General features: G+C 66.6%; 18 protein-coding genes and 1 pseudogene. 12 read left to right on the top strand and 7 right to left on the bottom strand.

The window, feature by feature from the left end:
• Positions 1–266: 266 nt before the first annotated feature.
• Positions 267–1271 carry a 2-hydroxyacid dehydrogenase gene (locus ACVWYP_RS04505; RefSeq protein ID WP_304497889.1) on the top strand — a complete coding sequence of 335 codons (1005 nt, stop codon included), beginning with the start codon at positions 267–269 and terminating at the stop codon, positions 1269–1271.
• A 527-nt stretch (positions 1272–1798) separates the two neighbouring features.
• On the opposite strand, the gene ACVWYP_RS04510 is transcribed toward ACVWYP_RS04505, so the two are convergent.
• Positions 1799–2710 carry a LysR family transcriptional regulator gene (locus tag ACVWYP_RS04510; protein WP_304497890.1) on the bottom strand — a complete coding sequence of 304 codons (912 nt, stop codon included), beginning with the start codon at positions 2708–2710 and terminating at the stop codon, positions 1799–1801.
• A gap of 121 nt (positions 2711–2831) precedes the next feature.
• Here ACVWYP_RS04510 and ACVWYP_RS04515 point away from each other — a divergent pair, with 121 nt between their 5' ends.
• Positions 2832–3839, top strand: a complete 1008-nt coding sequence (locus ACVWYP_RS04515) for an aldo/keto reductase (RefSeq protein WP_304497891.1) — start codon at positions 2832–2834, stop codon at positions 3837–3839.
• Between the two features lie 9 nt (positions 3840–3848).
• On the opposite strand, the gene ACVWYP_RS04520 is transcribed toward ACVWYP_RS04515, so the two are convergent.
• A complete protein-coding gene (locus tag ACVWYP_RS04520) occupies positions 3849–4652 on the bottom strand; it encodes a HesA/MoeB/ThiF family protein (protein WP_304497892.1) in 804 nt (267 codons plus the stop codon).
• 224 nt (positions 4653–4876) lie between these two features.
• Here ACVWYP_RS04520 and ACVWYP_RS04525 point away from each other — a divergent pair, with 224 nt between their 5' ends.
• Positions 4877–6235 (top strand): serine protease, encoded by a 1359-nt coding sequence (locus ACVWYP_RS04525; RefSeq protein WP_304497893.1) that lies wholly within the window; start codon positions 4877–4879, stop codon positions 6233–6235.
• 419 nt (positions 6236–6654) lie between these two features.
• Here the strand turns inward: ACVWYP_RS04525 and ggt are convergent, their stop codons facing one another.
• The 3 genes from ggt to mutM form a co-directional block, all read right to left on the bottom strand.
• Positions 6655–8334, bottom strand: coding sequence for a gamma-glutamyltransferase (gene ggt, locus ACVWYP_RS04530; protein ID WP_304500435.1), 1680 nt, complete (start codon positions 8332–8334; stop codon positions 6655–6657).
• 122 nt (positions 8335–8456) lie between these two features.
• Positions 8457–9014 (bottom strand): GNAT family N-acetyltransferase, encoded by a 558-nt coding sequence (locus ACVWYP_RS04535; protein ID WP_304497894.1) that lies wholly within the window; start codon positions 9012–9014, stop codon positions 8457–8459.
• 1 nt (position 9015) lies between these two features.
• A complete protein-coding gene (gene mutM, locus ACVWYP_RS04540; RefSeq protein WP_304497895.1) occupies positions 9016–9921 on the bottom strand; it encodes a bifunctional DNA-formamidopyrimidine glycosylase/DNA-(apurinic or apyrimidinic site) lyase in 906 nt (301 codons plus the stop codon).
• Between the two features lie 161 nt (positions 9922–10082).
• Between mutM and ubiE the strand changes: the two are divergent.
• The 8 genes and pseudogenes from ubiE to ACVWYP_RS04580 form a co-directional block, all read left to right on the top strand.
• Positions 10083–10793 (top strand): annotated as a pseudogene (gene ubiE / locus ACVWYP_RS04545) (bifunctional demethylmenaquinone methyltransferase/2-methoxy-6-polyprenyl-1,4-benzoquinol methylase UbiE); the annotation flags it as partial.
• Between the two features lie 48 nt (positions 10794–10841).
• On the top strand, positions 10842–12416 hold the full coding sequence (gene ubiB, locus ACVWYP_RS04550) for a 2-polyprenylphenol 6-hydroxylase (protein ID WP_283066095.1): 1575 nt from the start codon (positions 10842–10844) through the stop codon (positions 12414–12416).
• Positions 12417–12550: 134 nt separating this feature from the next.
• Complete coding sequence (gene coaBC, locus ACVWYP_RS04555; protein WP_304497896.1) at positions 12551–13975, top strand: bifunctional phosphopantothenoylcysteine decarboxylase/phosphopantothenate--cysteine ligase CoaBC; 1425 nt, start codon at positions 12551–12553, stop codon at positions 13973–13975.
• The gene (dut, locus tag ACVWYP_RS04560; protein ID WP_304497897.1) at positions 13972–14430 is read left to right on the top strand and encodes a dUTP diphosphatase; all 459 of its coding nucleotides are present in this window, start codon (positions 13972–13974) and stop codon (positions 14428–14430) included. The genes coaBC and dut overlap by 4 nt, the downstream gene beginning before the upstream one ends.
• A 325-nt stretch (positions 14431–14755) precedes the next feature.
• Positions 14756–17266 (top strand): sensor histidine kinase, encoded by a 2511-nt coding sequence (locus tag ACVWYP_RS04565; protein WP_304497898.1) that lies wholly within the window; start codon positions 14756–14758, stop codon positions 17264–17266.
• Complete coding sequence (gene tsaE / locus ACVWYP_RS04570) at positions 17263–18786, top strand: tRNA (adenosine(37)-N6)-threonylcarbamoyltransferase complex ATPase subunit type 1 TsaE (RefSeq protein WP_304497899.1); 1524 nt, start codon at positions 17263–17265, stop codon at positions 18784–18786. The genes ACVWYP_RS04565 and tsaE overlap by 4 nt, the downstream gene beginning before the upstream one ends.
• A gap of 87 nt (positions 18787–18873) precedes the next feature.
• Complete coding sequence (locus ACVWYP_RS04575; protein WP_304497900.1) at positions 18874–19194, top strand: PilZ domain-containing protein; 321 nt, start codon at positions 18874–18876, stop codon at positions 19192–19194.
• A 125-nt stretch (positions 19195–19319) separates the two neighbouring features.
• Positions 19320–20042 (top strand): nucleotidyltransferase family protein, encoded by a 723-nt coding sequence (locus ACVWYP_RS04580; protein ID WP_304497901.1) that lies wholly within the window; start codon positions 19320–19322, stop codon positions 20040–20042.
• A 13-nt stretch (positions 20043–20055) separates the two neighbouring features.
• On the opposite strand, the gene ACVWYP_RS04585 is transcribed toward ACVWYP_RS04580, so the two are convergent.
• Entirely contained in the window at positions 20056–21069 is a 1014-nt protein-coding gene (locus ACVWYP_RS04585; RefSeq protein WP_304497902.1) for a DUF2891 domain-containing protein, read from the bottom strand.
• Positions 21066–21989 (bottom strand): hypothetical protein, encoded by a 924-nt coding sequence (locus ACVWYP_RS04590; RefSeq protein WP_304497903.1) that lies wholly within the window; start codon positions 21987–21989, stop codon positions 21066–21068. Before ACVWYP_RS04590 ends, ACVWYP_RS04585 begins: the two co-directional genes overlap by 4 nt.
• Positions 21990–22082: 93 nt before the next feature.
• On the opposite strand from ACVWYP_RS04590, the gene ACVWYP_RS04595 reads away from it, so the two are divergent.
• Entirely contained in the window at positions 22083–23000 is a 918-nt protein-coding gene (locus tag ACVWYP_RS04595; protein WP_304497904.1) for a LysR family transcriptional regulator, read from the top strand.
• Positions 23001–23014 lie beyond the last annotated feature (14 nt).

Raw genomic sequence — 23014 nt, forward strand, 5'->3', positions numbered from 1 at the left:
TGCGCCCGTTCGCTCCCGCACAGCAAGTCCGGGGGTTCTTGTCTTGGCCCGGCCTTCTGCTAGAGAGGACGGAACGCCTGAGAGCCAGAACACCCGAATTTCCCGTTGTTTCGCCTTGGCGAAAAGCCGGGGCAAGTATCGGGGAACCCTAGGAAACGCGAAGGAAACGCCGGGACAGCGCGGCTATCAGCAGTGTCGAACAACCGGGTTAATGAGGCCTGAACGGTTTGTTTTTTGGCACGCCGCGCGCCCCATGAAAGCAGGACATGTCGGTGAAGAAAAAGCCTCTCGTCGTCGTCACCCGCAAGCTGCCGGACTCGATCGAGACCCGGATGCGCGAGCTGTTCGACGCCAGATTGAATCTCGACGACACGCCGATGACGCCGGAGCAGATCGCTGAGGCGGCGCGAACCGCCGACGTGCTGGTGCCGACCGTGACCGACATGGTCCGCGAGGATGTGATCAATCAGCCCGACTGCAAGCTGAAGATGATCGCCAATTTCGGCAACGGCGTCGACAATATCGACGTCGCCGCGGCGCATGCGCGCGGCATCACGGTGACCAACACCCCGAAGGTGCTGACCGAGGACACCGCCGACATGACCATGGCGCTGATCCTTGCGGTGCCGCGGCGCATGATCGAGGGCGCCTCGATCCTGACCGAAGGCAAGCAGCACTGGGCGGGCTGGTCGCCGACCTGGATGCTCGGCCACCGCATCGGCGGCAAGCGCCTCGGCATCGTCGGCATGGGCCGCATCGGCCAGGCCGTGGCGCGCCGTGCCCGCGCCTTCGGCCTGCAGATCCACTATCACAACCGCCGCCCGGTGGCGCCTATGATCGCCGAAGAGCTCGGGGCGACCTATTGGGAAAGCCTCGACCAGATGCTGGCGCGGATGGACATCATCTCGGTGAATTGCCCGCACACGCCGGCGACCTATCATCTGCTCTCGGCGCGGCGGCTCAAGCTGATCCGCAAGGAGGCCTATGTCGTCAACACCGCGCGCGGCGAGGTGATCGACGAGGACACGCTGATCAAGCTGATCGAAGCCGGCGATATCGGCGGCGCAGCCCTCGACGTCTATGAGCACGAGCCCGCGGTGAACCCCAAGCTGGTACGGCTCGCCCGGGCCGGCAAGGTGACGCTGCTGCCGCATATGGGCTCGGCCACCATCGAAGGCCGCGTCGAGATGGGCGAGAAGGTGATCATCAACATCCGAACCTTCCTCGACGCCCACAAGCCGCCGGATCGCGTGCTGCCGAGCATGCTGTAAGTGCTCGTAGCCAGGATTACGCCGCGCTCCATCTACGCCACGCAGCTCCAACCTCCCCTTGAAAAGGGGAGGTCGCTTTGCTCGCCAGAGCAAAGCGGATGGGGATCATCTCTCCCCACGAGCGACGGTGCGTGTTGCTGACCCCCATCCCGACCTTCCCCCTTTCAGGGGGAAGGGGGAAGAGAGACCTGTAGCCCGGATGGAGCGCAGCGCAATCCGGGACAGCATCACTGCGTCAAAACCACCCCGGATTATGCTTCGCTCCATCCGGGCTACGGACTGCCAAAATATCGAAAACAACCCCATGCAAAGTAGCCGGTGCGGCCGGCGCTCGACCAGGCAACTTGACGCGTCGGGCTACGGGATTGCCCTGAGACCAACATTCGGTGTCGTCCCTGCGAACGCAGGGACCCATAACCACCGCAGTTCGTGGTTGCGCTGAGCTGGAGCTCCAGCCTTCGCAATCGTGAGAGCTGTGGTTATGGGTCCGGCTCAAGGCCGGGACGACGATGTGGTGAGAGCTCGACCTATCTCTTCCGCCGCGCCTGCTTGCGCCAGTCGGCGACGAACGACACGAACGCGGCGAGCGCGGGCGGCGGCTGGCGACGGCTCGGATAATAGAGGAACGGTCCGTCGAACGGCGGGCACCAGTCGTCGAGCACGCTGACCAGGGCGCCGGATTTGACGCCGTAGCGGACATAGCCCTCGAACGTCGCCCAGTAGCCGACGCCGTCATGGACTGCGCGCAGCGCAAGGCCGAGATGGGTCGCGGTCAACTTGGCCGGCGGCGAAATCTTCACCACGCGGCCGTTCTTCTCGAATTCCCAATCGAACATCACGCCGTTGCTGAAGCGGCTGCGGATGCAGGGGTGCGCCAGCAGATCCTTCGGATGCATCGGCCGGCCGTGCTTTGCGACATACGCACTGGACGCCACGATCGCGTAACGTTGCGGCGCACCGAGCGGGACCGCGACCATGTCCTGTGCCAGGTGCTCGCCGTAACGCACGCCGGCATCAAAGCCCTGCGCGACGATGTCGACGAACGCACTCTCCGCGACGACGTCGAGGTCGACCCGCGGATATCTGGCGAGGAACGGCGCGATCATCGGCGCCAGCACCAGATCGACCGCGGGCGGCGGCGCGTTGATGCGCAACCGCCCCGACGGCTCGGCGCGCAGGCCGCGCACCTCCGTGATCGCATCGGCGACGTTGACCATGGCCGGCGCGACGCGGGCGAGCAGCAGTTCGCCGGCCTCGGTCAGCGCGACGCTGCGGGTGGTGCGGTTCATCAGACGGACGCCGAGCCGCTCCTCCATGTCGCGCAGGCGCTGGCTGAGGCTGGAGACCGAGACGCGCTGCTCGAGCGCGGCACGCCGGAAATTGCGCGTGCGCGCCACCGCTACGAAGGCGTCGAGGTCGCGAAGGTCGAAATCTTGCATTGTTCGATATAGTGAACAAGCCATTCGCGATTGTCCAGCTTATCGTCCGAAACCGACCGGCCCATATCACCTCGGCATTTGGCGGCGGATTCTCCGCCGCAAACGTTCGAGGAACATCCACATGGACACACGCAAACTCGGCTCAACCGGGCCCACCGTCTCGGCCCTCGGCCTCGGCTGCATGGGCATGTCCGAGGTCTATGGCCCGGCCGATCGCGGCGAGAGCATCGCCACGGTGCATGCGGCGCTCGATGCCGGCATCACGCTGCTTGATACCGGCGACTTCTACGCCATGGGCCACAACGAGATGCTGGTGCAGGAAGCCCTGAAGGACATCGCGCGCGACCGGCTGCAGATCAGCGTCAAGTTCGGCGCGCTGCGCGGCCCCGCGGGTGAATTCGCCGGAATGGACACCCGGCCGGCCGCGACGAAGAATTTCCTCGCCTATTCGCTGCAACGTCTCGGCACCGACTACATCGACATCTACCGCCCGGCACGTCTTGATCCGAATGTTCCGATCGAGGAGACGATCGGCGGCCTCGCCGATCTGGTGAAGTCCGGCTACATCAGACATATCGGCCTGTCCGAGGTCGGCTCCGACACCATCCGCCGTGCGCATGCCGTACATCCGATCGTCGATCTCCAGATCGAATACTCGCTGATCGAGCGTGGCATCGAGCGCGACATCCTGGCGACCTGCCGCGAGCTTGGCATCGGCATCACGGCCTACGGCGTGCTGGCGCGCGGACTGATCAGCGGCCACTGGTCGAAGGAGTCCGGCAAGATCGGCAGGGACTATCGGCTGATGACGCCGCGCTTCCAGGGCGCGAACCTCGATGCCAATCTCGCGCTGGTGGAGCAGTTGCGCGCCATTGCCGCCGAGATCGGAGCAACGTCGGCGCAGGTCGCGATCGCCTGGGTCGCGGCGCAGGGCAAAGAGATCGTGCCGCTGGTCGGCGCCCGCACCCGCAACCGTCTCACCGAAGCGGTCGGCGCGACCAGGCTGACGCTGACGCAAGCTCATCTCGCGGCGCTGGCGAAAGCCTTCCCACCGGATATCGCGGCCGGCACGCGCTATGCGGCCGAGCAGATGGCGCATCTCGACAGCGAGAAGCCGGCCACCAGGTAACGGCAGCACTCAGGTGCGATGGGCGCCGAGGTCAGTGATGACAGGCCCATCGCCATTGAGCGGGTTCTGCGGATCGCGCGCGTAACGCAGGGTTTCGAACCGCATCGCGCGCGCATCCACCATCAGGAGGCGGCCGACCAGGCCCTCGCCGAAGCCGACGATCTCGCGGATCGCCTCCAGCGCCATCATCGATCCCAGCACGCCGGCGAGCGCGCCCATCACGCCGGCCTCAGCGCAAGCCGGCACCGTGCCCGGCGGCGGCGCCTCTGGAAACAGGCAGCGATAGGTCGGGTTGAATTCGCCGTCCGCATTCTTCTCATGCGCGCGGATCGTGGTCAGCGAACCGTCGAACTGGCCCAGTGCGGCCGTGATCAGCGGCCGCTTCGCGAGGAAGCAGGCATCGGCGACGAGATAGCGGGTCTCGAAATTGTCCGAGCCGTCGAGCACGAGGTCGTAGTTCGCGATCAGCGCCATCGCATTGTCGGCGGTGAGCCGCATCGGATGCGCCTCGAACGTCACATGCGGATTGAGCGCATGGATCTGCGCCGCCGCGCTGTCGACCTTGCGCTTGCCGATATCAGACGTCGCATGGATGATCTGGCGCTGCAGGTTGGAGAGCGAGACGATATCGTCATCGATCACGCCGAGCCGGCCGACGCCGGCGGCGGCCAGATACATCAGCACCGGCGCGCCGAGGCCGCCGGCGCCGATCACCAGCACCGACGCTTTTTTCAGCGCATTCTGGCCGGGGCCGCCCACCTCGCGCAGCACGATGTGGCGGGCATAGCGTTCAAGTTCGTCGGCACTCAGCATTGTCTCATCTATCCTACCCGTGACCCTCATGGTGAGGAGCGCGGCACGCGCGTCTCGAACCACGAGGCCCGGTCCGTGGCCTCATCCTTCGAGACGCGGCTCTCGCCGCTCCTCAGGATGAGGGTTGACGCGCTCCCTGAACCGGAGCGCGGTTGTTGCCGACCAAGCAGATGTGCTTAATTGCCTGGACGTCAATGGTGTCAGTCATTCCCCCCAGATTTGTCATGAGATCGGTGCTTTCGGCAACATTGATGGCCGCTGCCATGGGCATGGCGCAGGCCCAGATGACGCCGCCCTCGACGGCGGGGGCGAAGCCGAAGACCGTGACGACGGTGCCGATACGCCCCGCGCTGCAGAAGCCGGAGGATACCGCGGGCGCGATGGCGCAGGCCGAGCGGCTGGCGCTGCAATCGGACCTCGCCTGGGTCGGCGAATATAACGGCGCGATTACCGGCGACGTCAGCGAACGCATGGTCAATGCGATCAAGGAATTCCAGAAGAAGCGCGGCGGCAAGCCGACCGGCGTGCTGAACCCGCAGGAGCGCGGCGTGCTCGCCGACACGGCGCGGCGGAAGCAGGAGGCTGTCGGCTGGCGGATCGTCACCGAGCCGGCCACCGGGGCGCGGCTCGGCATTCCGACCAAGCTGGTGCCGCAGCTCGCCAGCGATGCCGCCGGGGCCAGATGGACCTCGCCGACCGGCACCGTCCAGGTGCTGCTGACCCGGCGCAAGGAGGCGAGCCCGACCACCGCAAAGCTCGCCGAGCAGGAAAAGAAGGAACCGGCCGGCCGCACCATCGACTACACCGTGGTGAAGCCGGATTTCTTCGTGCTGTCGGGCATGCAGGGGCTGAAGAAGTTCTATCTGCGCGGCACCTTGAAGGGCGACGAGGTCCGCATCCTCACCATCCTCTATGACCAGGCGATGCAAACCGCCATCGAGCCGGTGGTGATCGCGATGTCGAGCGCCTTCAACGCATTTCCGTCGGCGGTGCAGGCCGGTCCGCCGCCGCGCAAGACCGTCGAATATGCCAGCGGCGTCGTGGTCAGCGACGACGGGGCCATCGTGACCGATCGCGTGGCGACCGACGACTGCATCGCGCTGACGATCCCAGGCTACGGCAATGCCGATCGGGTCGCCGAGGACAGGGATCACGATCTCGCGCTGCTGCGCATCTATGGTGCGCGGGGCCTGAGGCCACTCAATATCGCAGGCCAGGCGACGCAAACCACGCTCGAGATCACCGGGATCGCCGATCCGCAGAGCCAGGGCGGCGGCGCGGCCGCGAGCAGCGTCAAGGCTTCGGTCGCACAGATCGGCGGCGGCGATCAGGCGCTGTCACCGGCGCCGGCACTCGGGTTCTCCGGCGCGGCGGCGACCGATAGTGGCGGCAGGTTTGCCGGTATCGCGACGCTGAAGCCCGTCATCGTTGCAGGCCCCGCAAACGCGGCGCCGCCGGCGCAGGCCGCGCTGGTGCCGGCCGACACAGTGCGCAGCTTCCTGAAAGTGCATGGCGTCACCACATCAGGCGACACGACGGACGCCAAGGCCGCCGTGGTCCGCGTGATCTGCGTCAGGAAGTAGAGTTACCTCGCCCCGCTTGCGGGTGATCCCGCATAGCAGACCGGGTTCTGTCCATCTCGTCGTCCCGGCGTAGGCCGGGACCCATACGCCGCAGCAGGCGTTGTAGGCGGGACTCGTCGTTTCAGCAGCGCGTAACAATGACGGGCTGTGGTTATGGGTCCCGGCCTTCGCCGGGACGACGATGGGGACAGGCTCTGGCGGACGATCCAGCATTCCATAGTCATTTGTGATTCAGCTACCGCTCTTCCACATGTCGTCCTGGCGAAAGCCAGGACCCATAACCACCGCATTCAGCGATGAAACCGGATCGCGGCCCCGGCGTCGCACAGCAATGAGATTAGGGGTAATGGGTCCTGGCTTTCGCCAGGACGACATGGAGGATGGTTTTCGGTTCAACCTGTCAAACAGCGTAGTCGGCGTCACCTCAACGCAAATCGCACCCCGGCGCGGGCGAGACCGCCGGAAATGCCGACCGGGGTGCCGTCGGCGCGCCAGCAGGCCGCGCCCGACATCGTGCCGTCAGCGTGAAACTGGATCGCGTTCATGCCGCCGGCCACCGTCGGCACCACTTGCACCTTGTGGCCCTTGGCTGACAGCGCGGCGCGGACGGCTTCCGGCACCGCCTGCTCGACCTCCAGCGCATTGCCCTCGGTCCAGACCCGCGGCGCCTCGACCGCCTCCTGCAGGCTCATGCCGTGGTCGATCAGGTTGATCAGCGCCTGCATCGCGCTCGGGAAGATGCGCTTGCCGCCGGGCAGGCCGAGCGCGTAAGCGAGCTTGCCGTCGCGCAGCGCCATCATCGGCGACATCGAGGTGGTGACGCGCTTGCCGGCGGCCAGCGACAGCGCGTGCCCCGGCCGCGGATCGAACAGGTTCATGTAGTTGTTCGGCACGGTGCCGAGGCCGGGGATCAGGATCTTGGCGCCGAACAGATTGTTGATGGTCTGGGTGGTCGCGACCACATTGCCCATCGCATCCGCCGCGGTCATGTGAGTGGTGTGCGCGCTTTCGAGCTGGGTGACGCCGGCTTTCCAGGCTTGTGCAGCGGCGGGATCGATCGCGCGGCGGCGCTCCTCGGCATAGGCCTTCGAGGTCAGCCGCTCCACCGGCACGTTGATATAGGCGGGATCGCCGCTCGCGGCCGCGCGGTCGGCAAAGGCGATCTTCAACACCTCGGCAAGATAATGGATCGTCTCGGCCGTGCCGAAGCCGAGCTGCGCGATATCATAACCTTCGAGGATGTTGAGCATCTGCGTGATGTGCACGCCTGATGCCGCCGGCGGCGGGGGCCCGAGGATTTCCCAGCCGCGGTAATCGCAGCGGATCGGCTGCCGCTCGACGGTCTTGTAGGTCGCAAGATCCTCTTGCGCGACGAAGCCGCCGTGCTTCTTCATGTAGTCGACCAGGATGTCGCCGAGCGGTCCCTGGTAGAGTGCGTTGTCGCCATGATCGGCGATGTATTTCAGCGTCTCGGCATATTCCGCCTGCACCACGCGCTCGCCGGGCTTCAGCGGGGTGCCATTGGGCAGATAGATCGCCGAGATCGGCTTGTCTTTCAGCATCTCCTCGGCGCCGTCGGTGATGCATTCATGCAAATAAGGCGTCGCCGCATAGCCGCGCGCGGCGTGCTTGATCGCCGGCTGCATCACGTCGGCGAGGCTCATTGTGCCGAAGCGGCGCAGCGTTTCGCACCAGGCCTTCAGCGAGCCCGGCACCGCGACCGCCTTCGGCCCGTTCAAATTCTCGTTGCCGACCGTGTCGAACACGTCGTGCGCCGAACCCGGCTTCGAGGTGTAGGTATCCGGCTTTACCGCCTGCGGCACCGTGCTCTGGCCATCGATGAAGCGATGGCTGCCGTCGGCGAGGCGAATATGCGCCATGCCGCCGCCGATGATGCCGACCATCATCGGCTCGACCACGGTCAGCGTGAACAAGGTGGCGATCGCCGCATCGATCGCGTTGCCGCCGGCAGCTAGCATCTCGGCGCCCGCGCTCGATGCCAGCGGATGATTGCTCACCACCATGCCGCGGCTGCTGGTGGCCGGTTGCTTCTCGCATTGAAAACTTGTCGCGGCGCGGTCGCGCCAGGCGCCATTCATCGACATGCCGTTGATCGCCATTGTGTTCTCGTTCTTGATGGAGCGATGGCAGCTATGTTCGCCAGCCTCGCATGCGCGGTCAAGCTGTCGCATTCGTCATGGCCGCATTCGCAAAAGCGATGTCAGCGTCGATCGCGCAGCCAGGTCTCGCGCGTAACCTTCCATTTCTCCGCCCTGGACTCGCCGTTGTGGTGCGGAAGCTCGACGAAGCCGACGAATTCGGCCCCGGTCTTCTGCTTGACCCGGCGCGAGGCGACGTTGGACTGGGCGTTGCAGACATGGAAGCTGGCAAGGCCGAGCGTCAGGAAGGCGAAGTCATTCACCGCCGCGATCGCCTCGGTCATGAGGCCCTGATTCCAGTACGGCTCGGCGAGCCAGAATCCGCGATTGCCCTTGCGGCCATCGGCGCGCGGCCGGAAATTGATGTTGCCGATCGCCTCGCCATCGCCGGCACGCAACACCAGCACCCATTGATAGCTTTCCGCGCCGGCCGCGATCTTATCCAGCTCCCGCCTGATAAAGCTTTCCGCACCGTCGCCGGGATAGGGCCACGGCACCACCGTGGCGAGAGTCTTGATCACATTCCAATTGTTGAAGTGACGCTGGATCGCCGCGGCATCCGACAGCGCAAGCGGCCGCAGGATCAGGCGCTGGGTCTCGATGCGCGGGGTCTCGAACATGTTACTTCTGACACTTCGGGCACCAGAACGTCGAACGGCCGTTCTGGGTGAAGCGCCTGACGATGCCCTCGCAGCCCGACGTGCGGCACGTCTCGCCCTCGCGGTCGTAGACCTGGAACGAATGCTGGAAATAGCCGAGATCGCCATTGGTCAATCGATGGTCGCTGATCGAGGAGCCGCCGGCCTTGATCGCCTGGTTGAGCACCGAATGGATCGCGTCGACCAATCGCCTGGCGTGGTCGGTGGGCTCGCCCCCGGCAACGCCCTTGCGTTGTCCGGACTTCGTTGCAAGCGTCGCGGCCAATCGCCGCGGCGACAGATGCGAACGAAACAGCGCCTCGCAGACATAGATGTTGCCAAGTCCCGCCACCACGCGCTGATCGAGCAGCGCCGCCTTCAGGCTGGTCTTCTTGTTGTGGCAGGAGCGCGCCAGCATCGCCGCGTCGAACTCGTTGCCGAGCGGTTCGGGACCGAGCCCTTTCAGCAGCGGCTCATCCTCGATCGCGTTGCGCGCGATGACCTTCATGTAGCCGAAGCGCCTGGGATCGTTGAAGACGACGGCCGCGCCCGACGACATGTGGAACACGACGTGATCATGCGCGCGATCCTCGCTGCGCGGATGGTGGAATTGCCCCGGCGTCGCCGCGCCTTCGCCCTTCAGCACGCGGAACGAGCCCGACATGCCCAGATGCATCAGCAGCACGTCGCCGGAGCTCAGGTCCGCCATCAGATATTTGGCACGGCGGCCGAGCCCGGTGATGGTCCGGCCCTCCAGCCGGGCGATAAAGTCTTTTTGAAACGGAAACCGCAAATCCTTGCGGCGGGCCTCGGCCTTGAGGATCTTGGACCCCTCCATGGCCGGTTGCAGGCCGCGGCGGACGGTCTCGACTTCGGGTAATTCCGGCATGGCAGGCATTCACCTTTTGGAAGTGACGTGATAGCGCCATTGCGGCCGCCGCGCTATGGTCTGGCTGGAGCGTTTTCGAGCGAAGCCTGTCCCGTACTTGATACGGGATGGGCACCGGTTCGCGTGAAGAAAACGCGACCAAAAGGTAAGAGTATCAGTTGATGGATCGGCCGGATCAAACCACCCATTTCGGCTTCAGGGACGTACCCCTGGGCGAGAAGCAGACGCTGGTGAACGACGTGTTTCACAGCGTGGCGTCCCGCTACGACCTGATGAACGATCTGATGTCGGCAGGCCTGCACCGGGCCTGGAAGGACGTCATGATCACGACGCTCGATCCGCCGAAGGGCGACCGGCCGTTCGCGCTGCTCGACGTCGCCGGCGGCACCGGCGACATCGCGTTCCGGGCCGCCAAGACCGCGGGCGCGGGCTTTCATGCCACGGTCTGCGACATCAATACCGACATGCTCGCCGTCGGCCGCGAGCGCGCCGCGAAGCAGCACCTCGATGACCGCGTGTCGTTCGTCGAGGGCAACGCCGAGGCGCTGGGCTTCGCCGACCGCGCGTTCGACGCCTACACCATCGCGTTCGGCATCCGCAACGTGCCGCAGATCGACCTTGCGCTGCGCGAGGCTTATCGCGTGCTCAAGCCCGGCAGCCGCTTCCTGTGCCTGGAATTCTCCACCGTCGACGTGCCCGGCCTCGACAAGATCTACGATCTGTTTTCCTTCAAGGTGATCCCGCCGCTCGGCCGCGCCGTCACCGGTGACGCCGAGTCCTATCAATATCTCGTCGAGTCGATCCGCAAATTCCCGCGGCCGAACGCGTTCGCCGAGATGATCGGCGCCGCCGGCTTTGCCCGCGTGAAGTGGCAGAGCCTCTCGCGGCGGCATCGTGGCGCTGCATTCGGGCTGGCGTTTGTGATCTCTGCACTGACCCACATCACGCGCCTCGCCCGCGCCGGTTTCGTGTTTGCGCGCGAGGGCGTGTTCGGCGTCGTCGATCCCGCGCTAGTGCCGCCGCCCGGGCAGCTCGCGCTGAAGCTGGCGCGGCTGATCGAGCGCCGCTCGGCCAAGTCCGGTCCGCGGTTGTCGCGCGCACTGACGCGGCTCGGACCGGCCTATCTCAAGCTCGGGCAATTCCTCGCGACCCGCCCCGACGTGGTCGGCGTGGCGATGGCGCGCGATCTCGAAGCCCTGCAGGACCGGCTGCCGCCATTCGCGCAGGAAGCGGCCGAAACCGTCATCACGCAATCGCTGGAACGTCCGCTGGCGCAGGCCTTCGTGCATCTGGGCCCTGCGGTTGCCGCAGCCTCGATCGCGCAGGTGCATCGCGGCGAGATCGAGCGCGACGGCGTGCGGCAGCAGGTTGCGGTCAAGGTGCTCCGGCCCAATGTCGCCGCGCGCTTCCGCCGCGACCTCAGCGACTTCTTCTTTGTCGCGCACAAGGCCGAGGCGCATTCCGCCGAGGCGCGGCGCTTGCGGCTGATCGAGGTCATCAACACGATGTCGCGCTCGGTCGCGATGGAGATGGACCTGCGGCTCGAGGCGGCCGCGCTGTCCGAGATGGCCGAGAACACCCGCGACGATCCGGACTTCCGCGTCCCCGCGGTGGATTGGGACCGCACCGCGCACAGCGTGCTGACGATGGAGTGGATCGACGGCATCGCGCTGAACGATCACGTCCGGCTGGCACAGGCCAAGGTCGATTTGCCCGATCTCGGCCGCAAGGTGATCCAGAGCTTCCTGCGCCACGCGCTGCGCGACGGCTTCTTCCATGCCGACATGCATCCCGGCAATTTGTTCCTCGACGAGGCCGGCCGGCTCGTTGCCGTGGATTTCGGCATCATGGGACGGCTCGGGCTGAAGGAGCGGCGCTTCCTGGCCGAGATCCTGCTCGGCTTCATCACCCGCGACTATCGCCGCGTCGCCGAGGTGCATTTCGAGGCCGGTTATGTGCCGGGCCACCATTCGGTGGAGAATTTCGCGCAAGCGATCCGCGCGATCGGCGAGCCGATCCACAACCGCACCGCCGAGGAAATCTCGATGGCGAAGCTGCTCACGCTTCTGCTCGAGGTCACCGGCCTGTTCGACATGCAGACGCGCCCCGAGCTGATCCTGCTGCAGAAGACCATGGTGGTGGTCGAGGGCGTGGCGCGCGGCTTCGACCCGAAGCTCGACATCTGGAAGATCGCCGACCCCGTGGTGCGCGAATGGATCACGCAGAATCTCGGCCCGGCCGGCCGCATCCAGGGCGCGCTCTCGGGCGCGGGCGAGCTCGGCCGCATCCTCGCCAACCTGCCGTCGATCGCCAACCGCGCCGTCACGGTGCTCGAGCAGCTGGAGACCATGACGCTGGAGGGCCACATGCTGTCGTCGGACTCGATCGACGAAATGGCCCGCGCCGAGGCCCGCAAGGCGCGGGTGCAGACCGTCGGCCTCTGGGTCATTGCGATCGCCTCCATTGCGATCTTCTTCGCCATCCGGGCGCACTGATTGCAATGCATGCACTATGTGATAGCATCGCTATCACACTTGTTTGAGCATGATCTCCGCGCAAACGCCTTGCGTTTGTCGCGAGGGAAAACCGCTTCACACTTTTCCGGATCATGCTTTGAGGGCAGCACGCCATGGCCAGCCTGACCATCCGCAAACTCGACGACACGCTGAAGGCCTATCTGCGGCTGCGCTCCGCCAAAAACGGCCGGTCGGTCGAGGAGGAGGTCCGGGTGATCCTCCGGGAGCTCGCAGACGGCGGACCGGAGCCTGCCGAGGCGCCCGGCCCGGGTCCCGCGACAGTGGCAGCCCCTGCTCCGCGGGCCGCCAGCGTGGCCGGCGAGCCGCGCATCACCCTGATCATCGGCGGCGGGATTGCGGCCTACAAGGCGCTGGATCTGATCCGGCGGCTCAAGGAACGGCACATCCAGGTCCGCTGCGTGCTGACCAGGGCGGCCCAGCAATTCGTCACCCCGCTCGCCGCCAGCGCGCTGTCGCATGAGCGCGTCTACACCGACCTGTTCGACGCCGAGAGCGAGTTCGACGCCGGCCATATCCGCCTGGCGCGGGACTGCGACCTGATCGTGGTGGCGCCGGCGACCGCCGACCTGATGGCCAAGATGGCGCAGGGCCATGCCGACGATCTCGCCACCGCCACCTTGCTGGCGGCCAACCGGCCGATCCTGCTGGCGCCGGCGATGAACCCGCTGATGTGGAACAATCCGGCCACCCGCCGCAACGTGCTGCAGCTCCGCCGCGATGGCGTCCATACCGTCGGCCCCAATGCCGGCGAGATGGCGGAAGCCGGCGAAGCCGGCGTCGGCCGGATGGCCGAGCCGACCGAGATCGCCGCCGCCGCCGACCGCATGCTGCGGCCGCCGCAGCCGCGTCCGCTGGCCGGCAAGCGGGTGCTGATCACCGCGGGCCCGACCCACGAGGCGATCGATCCGGTCCGCTACATCGCCAATCGCTCGTCCGGCAAGCAGGGCTTTGCCATTGCCGCCGCCGCGCGCGCCGCCGGCGCCGAGGTGGTGCTGGTGACGGGGCCGGTCGAGCTCGGCGATCCCCAGGGCATCTCCGTGATGCGCGTAGAATCCGCACGCGACATGCTGCACCGGGTGGAGGCGGCGCTGCCGGTCGACGTCGCGATCTTCGCCGCCGCGGTCGCCGACTGGCGGGTCGCCGCCGAAGGCAGCCAGAAGCTGAAGAAGGCCGCGGCCGGCATGCCGCCGCTGCAGCTGGTCGAGAACCCCGACATCCTCGCGACAATTTCCAAACTGAAGGAGCAGCGGCCGCCGCTGGTGATCGGCTTTGCCGCCGAGACCGAGCATCTGATCGAGAACGCCAAGGCGAAGTTCGCGCGCAAGGGCTGCGACTGGATCGTCGCCAACGACGTCTCGCCGGCGACCGGCGTGATGGGCGGCGACCGCAACACCGTTCACCTGCTCTCGCGCGAGGGCAAGGACGTCACCGTCGACTCCTGGCCCGTCATGACCAAGGAGGAAGTCGCGACCGCGCTGGTGTCGCGCATCGCAAGAGCCGTAGGAACCGCATCGTGAGCGCCACCATCAAGGTCGAAGTCCACCAATTGCCGCACGGCGCCGATCTCTTGCTGCCGATCTATCAGACCGCCGACGCCGCCGGCCTCGATTTGCTCGCGGCGGTGCCGCGGTCAGCGCCGCTGCTGCTGCTGCCGGGCCGCTACGAGATGGTTCCGACCGGACTGACGATCGCGCTGCCGCCGGGCTACGAGGCCCAGGTGCGGCCGCGCTCCGGCCTTGCCGCCAAATACGGCGTCACGGTGCTGAACTCGCCCGGCACGATCGACGCCGACTATCGCGGCGAGATCAACGTGCTGCTGATCAATCACGGCCATGAGGTGTTTTCGATCCGGCGCGGCGAGCGCATCGCGCAGATGGTGATCGCGCCGGTCACGCGTGCCGAGCTGGTTCCAGTCGACGTGCTGTCGGCGACCGGGCGCGGCAGCGGCGGCTTCGGCTCGACCGGACGCTAGAGCGCATCGAAGAAGTGTGCGGACGGGCTCCGGGAGATCACGCTTCGTGCGCTCTCCGCACGACTACGGAGTCAATTCGCGTAAAATCCGCGCCACCCGGCGGCATTTTTTCACAGGGGATTCTGCGTTCACGGTCTGGACTCTTACTCGCCGAGTCCCGTTGGGACTATTCTGGTTTGATTCGAGCACGACGGGGGGTCTTCGTCGGGCTGACTGGTCCTGCTTGGGCATGATCGGCGGACAAACGTTGTACGTTTGCCGTGAGGGAACACCGGTCTCCTCTTTTCCGGATCATGCCCGGGGTTTGTGCGTTCTGGGGCAACATATGTCGGGCGTAGTCGCGGCAATGCGTCGAACCCTGCTGTCATGCACCTCACTGGCGCGCGACGGCATGATTGGGCTCGCCATTACCGCATTGCTGCCGGCTCGCGCCGCGTTTGCCGCCGAGAGCCCGGTCGCCCAGGCGATGTCGGATCATTTCGGCTTCAATCACCAGGAGGTCGCGGTCCTCGCGACGTCGCTTGCACTGGTCGGCTTCTCGGCCGTCGCCGCGATCCTCCTGATGCGCACCCGCGTGCGCGCGACGAGGGCCGAGGAGCAGTTGCAGTCCGAGATCACGGACCTGCAGGCGCAATCGGACCGGCTGCGCGCGCTGCTGTTCGTCGAGCCGCAGGTCCTGATCTCCTGGGCCGCGGGCGACAACCGGCCACAGATCTCGGGCGACATCTCGCTGGTGATGTCGCAGGAAGGATCGCCGCAACGCGTCCTCGCCTTCGGAACCTGGCTGCCGCCCGAGCCGGCGCTGCAGATGGACCACGCCGTCGACGCGCTGCGCGAGAAGGGCGAGGCATTCCTGCTCAACCTCTCGACCTCGGCCGGCCGCGCCATCGAGGCGATGGGCCGCGCGATCGGCGGCCAGGCCATCGTGCGGATCCGCGAGCTCGGCGGCCTGCGCCGCGAGCTCGCCGAGTCCAACCTGCGCTACAAGTCGCTGCAGGAGGAAACCGAGCTGCTGCGCGATTTCGCCGCCGCCGCGCCGTGGCCGATCTGGGCCAAGAGCCTCGAGGGCAATCTGCGCTATGCCAACGCGGCCTATGTCCACGCCACCGAGGGCAAGAGCGTGTCGGACGCGCTGCAGCGCAATCTCGAACTGCTCGAAAGCGACCAGCGCACCGAATTGACCCGCGCGTTGAACGACAATGCCAATTATGCCGCGCGGCTGCCGATCGTCGTCAGCGGCGAGCGGCGGATCTACGACGTGCAGGCGCTCAAGCTCTCCGGCGGCAGCGCCGGCATCGCGATCGACGCCAGCGAGGCTGCGGCATTGCGCGCGGCGATCGCGCGGATGGTCGAGGCGCACCGGCGCACCCTCGACCAATTGTCCTCGGGCGTCGCGGTGTTCGATGCCGACCGGCGGCTCACCTTCTACAACGAGTCCTATCGGCGGCTGTGGGGGCTCGACCAGGCCTTTCTCGACGGCAACCCCGACGACTCCAGCGTGCTCGACCGGCTGCGCGCCAACCGCAAGCTGCCGGAGCAGCCGGACTTCCGTGCCTGGAAGGCCAAGCTGCACGAGGCCTATCGCGCGGTCGAATCCGAGACCTACACCTGGTTCCTGCCCGACGGCCGCGCCATCAGCGTGGTCACCACGCCGAACCTCGAGGGCGGCGTCACCTATCTGTTCGACAACGTCACCGAGAGCCTCGACCTCGCACGCCGCTACGACCGCCTGACGCGGGTGCAGCGCGAGACGCTCGACAATCTCGGCGAAGCGGTCGCGGTGTTCGGCAGCAACGGCCGCGCGGAACTGTTCAACCCGCCCTTCGCCAAGATGTGGAAGCTGCCGGCCGACGCGCTGCAGGGCGAACCGCATATCGAGGCAGTTGAAGCGCTGTGCCGGCCGTTGTTCGACGACGCCCTGACCTGGCGCACGCTGCGCGAGCAGATCACCGCGATCGAGAACCGCGCCCAGGTCGCGCTCAAGCTCGAGCGCAAGGACGGCAGCGTGCTGAATTGCATGACCATCCCGCTGCCCGACGGCAAGACCCTGCTCGCCTTCCAGGACATCACCGACACCGAAAATGTCGAGCGGGCGCTGCGCGAACGCAACGAGGCGCTGGAAGCCGCCGACCAGATGAAGGTGGATTTCGTCCACCACGTCTCCTACGAGCTGCGCGCACCGCTCACCACCATCATCGGCTTCGCGCATTTCCTCAGCGATCCCTCGACCGGACCGCTGACGCCGAAGCAGGCCGAATATCTCGATTACGTCACCAAATCGACCAACGCGCTGCTGGCGCTGACCAACAACATTCTCGATCTCGCCACCATCGACGCCGGTGCCATGAAGCTCGAGCTCGGTCCGGTCAATATCGGCCAGGCGATCGAAGCCGCCGCCGAAGGCATCCAGGATCGCCTCGCGACCGACCGCATCACGCTGAAGGTCGATATCGAGCCGGACATCGGCGCCTTCGTCGGCGACGAGCGGCGCGTGGTGCAGGTGTTGTATAATCTGCTCGCCAACGCGGTCGGCTTCTCGCCGCATGACGCCACCGTCACGATCAGCGCGCACCGCACCGAGCACAGCGTGGTGTTTGCGGTGACCGACGCCGGTCCCGGCATTCCGGCCGAGATGCGCGACAAGGTGTTCAACTGGTTCGAGAGCCATTCGCACGGCTCGCGGCACCGCGGCGCGGGGCTTGGCCTGTCGCTGGTCCGCTCCTTCGTCGAACTGCATGGCGGACGGGTGCGGGTCGATTCGACCGTAGGCCGCGGCACGACCGTGACCTGCGACTTCCCGATCGACCAGACCGCACATCGCAACGCTGCTGAATGACGGCGACCTCGACATTCTCGGTGGCGCTCGCGAACGAGACCGCGACAGCGGAGCTGATGGCCGACCTCGCGCTCCTGATCGGCGCCGGCGACGTCATCACACTGTCCGGCGACCTCGGCGCCGGCAAAACCACCGCCGCGCGCGCGCTGATCCGTTACCTCGCCGCCGACGATGCGCTGGAGGTGCCGAGCCCGACCTTCACGCTGGCGCAGAGCTACGAGCTGCCGTCGTATCCGCTGGTTCATGCCGACCTCTACCGCATCAACGACGCCAGTGAGCTCGAGGAGATCGGGCTGTCGCCGCTGCCCGACGACATCGTGGCGCTGATCGAGTGGCCGGAACGCGCGCCCGACGCGATGCCCGCCGACCGCATCGATATCGCGTTCAGCCATCGTCCGGCGCTCGGATCGGCGGCGCGCGCGGCCGAGATCACCGGCCACGGAAAGGGCGCGGCGAAGGTCGCGCGGCTCAACGAGCTGCGCCAGTTTCTCGATCGCGCGGGCTTTCTCAATGCCCGGCGCGAACGCATGCCGGGCGATGCCTCGACGCGCTCCTATGCGCGGCTGCGCAACGACGACGGCACCGTCATCCTGATGAATTCGCCGCGCCGTCCCGACGGCCCGGCGATCTACAGCGGCCAGTCCTACAGCGCAGCAGTGCATCTCGCCGAAGACGTCAGGCCGTTCGTCGCGATCGGAAACGGTCTGCGCAAGCATGGTTTCTCCGCGCCTGCGATCCGTCACATCGACCTCGGATCCGGCTTCCTCATCACGGAGGATTTCGGCGCCGAAGGCATCATCGATGGCGATCCACCGCACCCGATCGCCGAGCGTTACGAGGCCGCCGTCGACATGCTGGCGGCGCTGCATCGCGAGGTGCTGCCGGAGCAATTGCCGCTGACATCGGACGAGAGCTACGACATCCCGGTGTTCGACATCGACGCCTGGTTGATCGAGATCGGGCTGATGCTGGAATGGTATCTGCCCGACCGCGGCGTGCAGCCGAGCGAGGAGCTTCGCGCCGAATTTCTCGGGATGTGGCGCGGCCTGCTTGAGAAGCCCGCGGCGGCGCCGCGGACCTGGGTGATCCGCGACTTCCATTCGCCGAACATCATCTGGCTTGCCGAACGCACCGGTATCCTGCGCGTCGGCGTCATCGATTTCCAGGACGCGCTGCTGGGCCCCGCGGCCTATGACGTGGTGTCGCTGCTGCAGGACGCGCGGCTCGATGTGCCGGAGCAGCTCGAGCTGTCGCTCTTGACCCGCTACATCAAGGCGCGGCGCGCGACCGATGAGAGCTTCGATCCGGCCGGCTTCGCCGAGCTCTATGCGATCATGTCGGCGCAGCGCAACACCCGCCTGCTCGGCACCTTTGCGCGGCTCAACCGCCGCGACGGCAAGCCGCAATATCTCAAGCACCAGCCGCGGATCTGGACCTATCTCGAGCGGTCGCTGGCGCATCCGGCGCTGACCAGCTTCCGCATCTGGTACACAGCCAACGTCCCTCCTCCAGTACCGTAGTTTACGGGTTATTAGCCTCAGGCCCCCTAAGGTTGCCGAGCCCGCACCTGATCCATGGCGCGGCCGGATCTGGAGCGGGACCACACGATGGGGACGGAGCGACGCAGGGGCGATCGTGTCACGTTTGAGCGCGGCATAGCGGCGCACATGATGGGCATCGACGGCACCTGGCGGCGCGACTGCACCATGGAAGACGTGTCGGAGACGGGCGCCAAGCTCTCCGTCGACGGCTCGGTCGAGGGCCTGAACCTGAAGGAGTTCTTTCTGCTGCTGTCGTCCACAGGATTGGCCTATCGCCGCTGCGAGCTGGCATGGGTCAATGGCGACCAGATCGGCGTCAACTTTCTCAAACAAGGCGACAAGAAGAAGAAAACTGCCAAACGCGGCACGCAAGCTGCCGACGTCTAGGCCAGGGTCGTCATTGCCGTCTTACGGCCGTCATGTCCGATGACTATGGCGTCTGATTGATGTGCTTGCCGAATCGCCGTGATATGATCGGCGCATGAGAGATGATGACCGAGAATATCCGGAAGATGCCCGTCACACCCCATAAGGCCATGGTGCTCGCTGCGGGCCTCGGCGTCCGCATGCGCCCCCTGACCAACACGATGCCGAAGCCGCTGGTCAGCGTCGCCGGCCAGCCGCTGCTCGACCATGTGCTCGACAAGCTCGCCGGCGCCGGCGTCAGCGAAGCCGTCGTGAACGTGCACTATTTGCCCGATCAGATCATCGAGCACGTCAAGACCCGCAGCCGTCCGCGCGTAATCATCTCCGACGAGCGCGACCAGGTGCTCGGCACCGGCGGCGCGGTGGTGAAGGCGCTGCCGCTGCTCGGCGACGCGCCGTTCTTCCATCTCAATGCCGACACGATGTGGATCGACGGCGTGCGCTCCAATCTGGCGCGGCTCGCGGAAACCTTCGATCCCGCGCGGATGGATATCCTGCTGCTGATGGCGCCGACCGCTACGAGCATCGGCTATGGCGGGCGCGGCGACTATTCGATGTTGCCGGATGGCGCCTTGCGCAAGCGGCGCGAGCACCAGGTGGTGCCGTTCGTCTATGCCGGCGCCGCGATCATGTCGCCTGCGCTGTTCGCCGACGCGCCGGCCGGCGAGTTCTCGCTGACCAAGATCTTCGACCGCGCCAACGAGCAGGAGCGGCTGTTCGGCCTGCGCCTCGACGGCGTCTGGATGCATGTCGGGACTCCCGACGCGATCCAGGCTGCGGAAGAAGCCTACCTGGAAAGCGTCGCTTAGGCGGCGCCCGTCGTCAGCCATCGGCGTCGATCGCGAGCACCGCGAAGCTCGCAAGCCAGTGTTCACCCATATAGTCGCTGGCGATATGCGGCAGGCCGGCATCGAGATGGCGTCGCGCAGCATCCTGCAGGATCGGACGGCGCGTATCGGCCGCCGGCAACGCACCGGCCAGCGCCCGCCAGCACCATGCGCGGCTGAGATTGAGCCCGTCGAGATGTGCCAGCTTGCCGTCCGTGCGATCGGTGACCGTGGCAGGTCGGAACAGGGTTGCCGGTTCGCGCAGTTCGAGCCGCGGCAGGAAGCGGTCGAACCAGGGCAGGAAGTCACCCGGCGCCAGCAGCCGGCGCATGCACTCCGCTTCGATCAGCGCGGACGACTGGAAGTCGTCGCCGCTCGGCTCACCCCAGGCAGGGCAATCCTGATCGGCGCCGTACCAGCGCAGCGCCGTGTCGCGCAACAGCGCGCCGAACGCATCGTCCTGTGTCGCCGCCGCGTAGTCGGCTGCCATGCGCAGCCCGAACGCGGTGTTGAAATGGGTGCCGGCGCGCACCGGATAGGTGGCGAGCGGCAGGAAATCGCGGTAGCGCTGCGCGAAGATCTCGGCAAGCGGAGCGATCCGGTCGTGCCAGCTGCTGTTCTCGAGGAGCGAGAGCTCTGCCGCGAGTTTCAACAGCCAGCCCCAGCCGTAAGGCCGCTTGAAGCCGCGTGCGGTCGGGGCGGCGAGATAGCTGCATTCCGCCGCGACCTTCTCCGCAACGAACTGCGCGTCGAACAGCGCGCGGATATCGCCCGCCGCCCCGGATGAGGGATAGCGGCGCAGCAGCCGGGCAAGCATCCAGTAGCTGTGGACGCAGGAGTGCCAGTCGTAGCTGCCGAAGAACACCGGATGCAGCTCGCGCGGCGTGCGCGCGTCCTGCGGCCCCGCCAGCACGTGATCCGGCTTGTTCGGATATTCGCGCGTGACATGGCCGAGCGCGATGCGCGCGAAGCGGACGGCGAGCTCTTCGGTCAGGATCGTCGCGCTCATGGTGAGGCATTCTCCTTGCGCTCGCGGCGAACAAGCATCTCGATTAGCCGCGGCGTCATATAGATCGGAAACTGCGTGGCGGCGAAGAACAACGCCGTCATCGGCGATACCGCAGCGCCCATCGCCGACCAGACCAGTCCGACATTGCGGTTGCCGAGAATGAGGCCGCTGGTCAGCCGCGCAGCCAGATTGCCCGGCGTGAGCAGCGCGCCACACAATTGCAGGGCAAGATTGCAGGCGAAGGCAAGGCCGACGCAGGTGAACGCGGCGGCCGGTTGCGCTTCGATCTGGGTGCGCACCCCCGCCATGGTGGCGATCGCGAACAGCAGCAGCGAGGCGAGCACGAGCGCGTCGATGATCCGCGCATGCTGCACCAATCGTGCAGCGGCCTGACGGCGCAGCAGCAACGCCAGCGCGCCGGCGGCGCCGACCAGCAGCGCCAGCCGCGTCGCAAGCGCCAGCGGATCGAGCGCGAGATCGGCAAATCCCGCAGCGATCAGCGGCACGGTAACCGGCGCCAGCGCCATCGACAGCAGCGTCACCGCAAGCGGAATGGTCGCGTCGAAGCCGAGCATACGCGCGACGGCCGCCGTGCCGCTCGACGGCGGCGCACACACCGACAGCACCAATGCGACGATCAGCTCGGGTCGAAAGCCGGCGCCGCGCGCCGCGAAGCCGACGGCAAGCGGGCTCGCCAGCATGGCGAGCGCCGGCAACAGCAGCCAGACCAGCGGCCGCCGCAATGCGCGCCGGAACGCTGTCCCGTCGACCTGGAGAAAGGTGCCGAGCACCAGAACGAAGATCGCCGCCGCCATCAGCGGGCGCACGCCATCCGCCAAGGCAGGGAAAGCCAATCCTGCCAGCACGCCGACGATCAGCAGTGTCGGCCCGCTTGGCACCAGCCTCGCAAATCTCGCCAAATTCCTGGGTCCCGTCGTCATGTCCGACCAACGAGCATAGGCCGGGGCAAATCATTGTTGAAATCGATTATTCTTATATGCACTATTGCTACAATGAATTTAGCCGCCATCGATCTCAACCTGCTGGTCGCCTTCGAGGCGCTGATGGAGGAGCGCCACGTGACCCGGGCGGCCGAGCGCATCGGGCTCGCCCAGCCGTCCATGAGCAGCGCGTTGCGGCGGCTGCGTGCGCTGTTTGCGGACGAACTGTTCCTGCGTGCCGGCGCGGGCATGCAGCCGACCGAAAAGGCGCTGGCGCTGGCCGGGCCGATCGGCGAAGCGCTGCGGCAAATCCGGAGCGCGTTGGTGCCCGATCAGGGCTTCGATCCGGCGATCGCGCGACGGCGCATCACCATCGCCGCGACCGACTACGGCGATCTCGTTGTGGTGCCGGAACTGACCCGACTACTGCGCATCGAAGCGCCCGGCATTGACCTTGCCGTGCGCCCGCTCACCGATGCGACGGTGGCGCTGGCGAAGCTGGAGCGCGGTGAACTCGATGCGCTGATCGGCGGGCACCTGCCGGAGTCGCCGCGCTGTGTCCGGCACCGGCTATTCGAGGAACGCTTTGTCTGCGTCCGCGATGCACGCACGAATCGATCGGAGCGCCTGAGCCTGAAAGATTACGCGACCCTGCCGCACGCGCTGTTCTCGGCGGCCGGCGGCGATGGCCTGCCGAGCGTGATCGACGCGCTGCTGGCGCGCCATGGACTGAAGCGACGGGTGGCGGTGACGCTCGCGCATGTGGTGGCCGTTCCGTTCGCCGTGGCCGGCACCGATCTCATCGCCACGATGGCCGAGCGCGTCGCCCGGCGCTTCACGCACCTTGCCGACATTGCCGTCGTCGCGCCGCCGATCGACATCCCCGCCTTCGCGATCGACCTGATCCACCCAAGCCGCGCCGCCCGGGATCCGGCGCTGCGCTGGTTCCTGGATGCCGTCGATCGCTGCGCCGGTCGATTGCGATATTGAGCGGTGACGGTTCT

The sequence above is a fragment of the Bradyrhizobium sp. USDA 3262 genome, assembly GCF_054060035.1.

Bases quoted from the DNA above. Each gene is read 5' to 3' on its own strand.
- ACVWYP_RS04505 (WP_304497889.1), top strand. From the start codon at position 267: ATGTCGGTGAAGAAAAAGCCTCTCGTCGTCGTCACCCGCAAGCTGCCG.
- ACVWYP_RS04510 (WP_304497890.1), bottom strand. From the start codon at position 2,710: ATGCAAGATTTCGACCTTCGCGACCTCGACGCCTTCGTAGCGGTGGCG.
- ACVWYP_RS04515 (WP_304497891.1), top strand. From the start codon at position 2,832: ATGGACACACGCAAACTCGGCTCAACCGGGCCCACCGTCTCGGCCCTC.
- ACVWYP_RS04520 (WP_304497892.1), bottom strand. From the start codon at position 4,652: ATGCTGAGTGCCGACGAACTTGAACGCTATGCCCGCCACATCGTGCTG.
- ACVWYP_RS04525 (WP_304497893.1), top strand. From the start codon at position 4,877: ATGAGATCGGTGCTTTCGGCAACATTGATGGCCGCTGCCATGGGCATG.
- ggt (WP_304500435.1), bottom strand. From the start codon at position 8,334: ATGAATGGCGCCTGGCGCGACCGCGCCGCGACAAGTTTTCAATGCGAG.
- ACVWYP_RS04535 (WP_304497894.1), bottom strand. From the start codon at position 9,014: ATGTTCGAGACCCCGCGCATCGAGACCCAGCGCCTGATCCTGCGGCCG.
- mutM (WP_304497895.1), bottom strand. From the start codon at position 9,921: ATGCCGGAATTACCCGAAGTCGAGACCGTCCGCCGCGGCCTGCAACCG.
- coaBC (WP_304497896.1), top strand. From the start codon at position 12,551: ATGGCCAGCCTGACCATCCGCAAACTCGACGACACGCTGAAGGCCTAT.
- ACVWYP_RS04565 (WP_304497898.1), top strand. From the start codon at position 14,756: ATGTCGGGCGTAGTCGCGGCAATGCGTCGAACCCTGCTGTCATGCACC.
- tsaE (WP_304497899.1), top strand. From the start codon at position 17,263: ATGACGGCGACCTCGACATTCTCGGTGGCGCTCGCGAACGAGACCGCG.
- ACVWYP_RS04575 (WP_304497900.1), top strand. From the start codon at position 18,874: ATGGGGACGGAGCGACGCAGGGGCGATCGTGTCACGTTTGAGCGCGGC.
- ACVWYP_RS04580 (WP_304497901.1), top strand. From the start codon at position 19,320: ATGCCCGTCACACCCCATAAGGCCATGGTGCTCGCTGCGGGCCTCGGC.
- ACVWYP_RS04585 (WP_304497902.1), bottom strand. From the start codon at position 21,069: ATGAGCGCGACGATCCTGACCGAAGAGCTCGCCGTCCGCTTCGCGCGC.
- ACVWYP_RS04595 (WP_304497904.1), top strand. From the start codon at position 22,083: ATGAATTTAGCCGCCATCGATCTCAACCTGCTGGTCGCCTTCGAGGCG.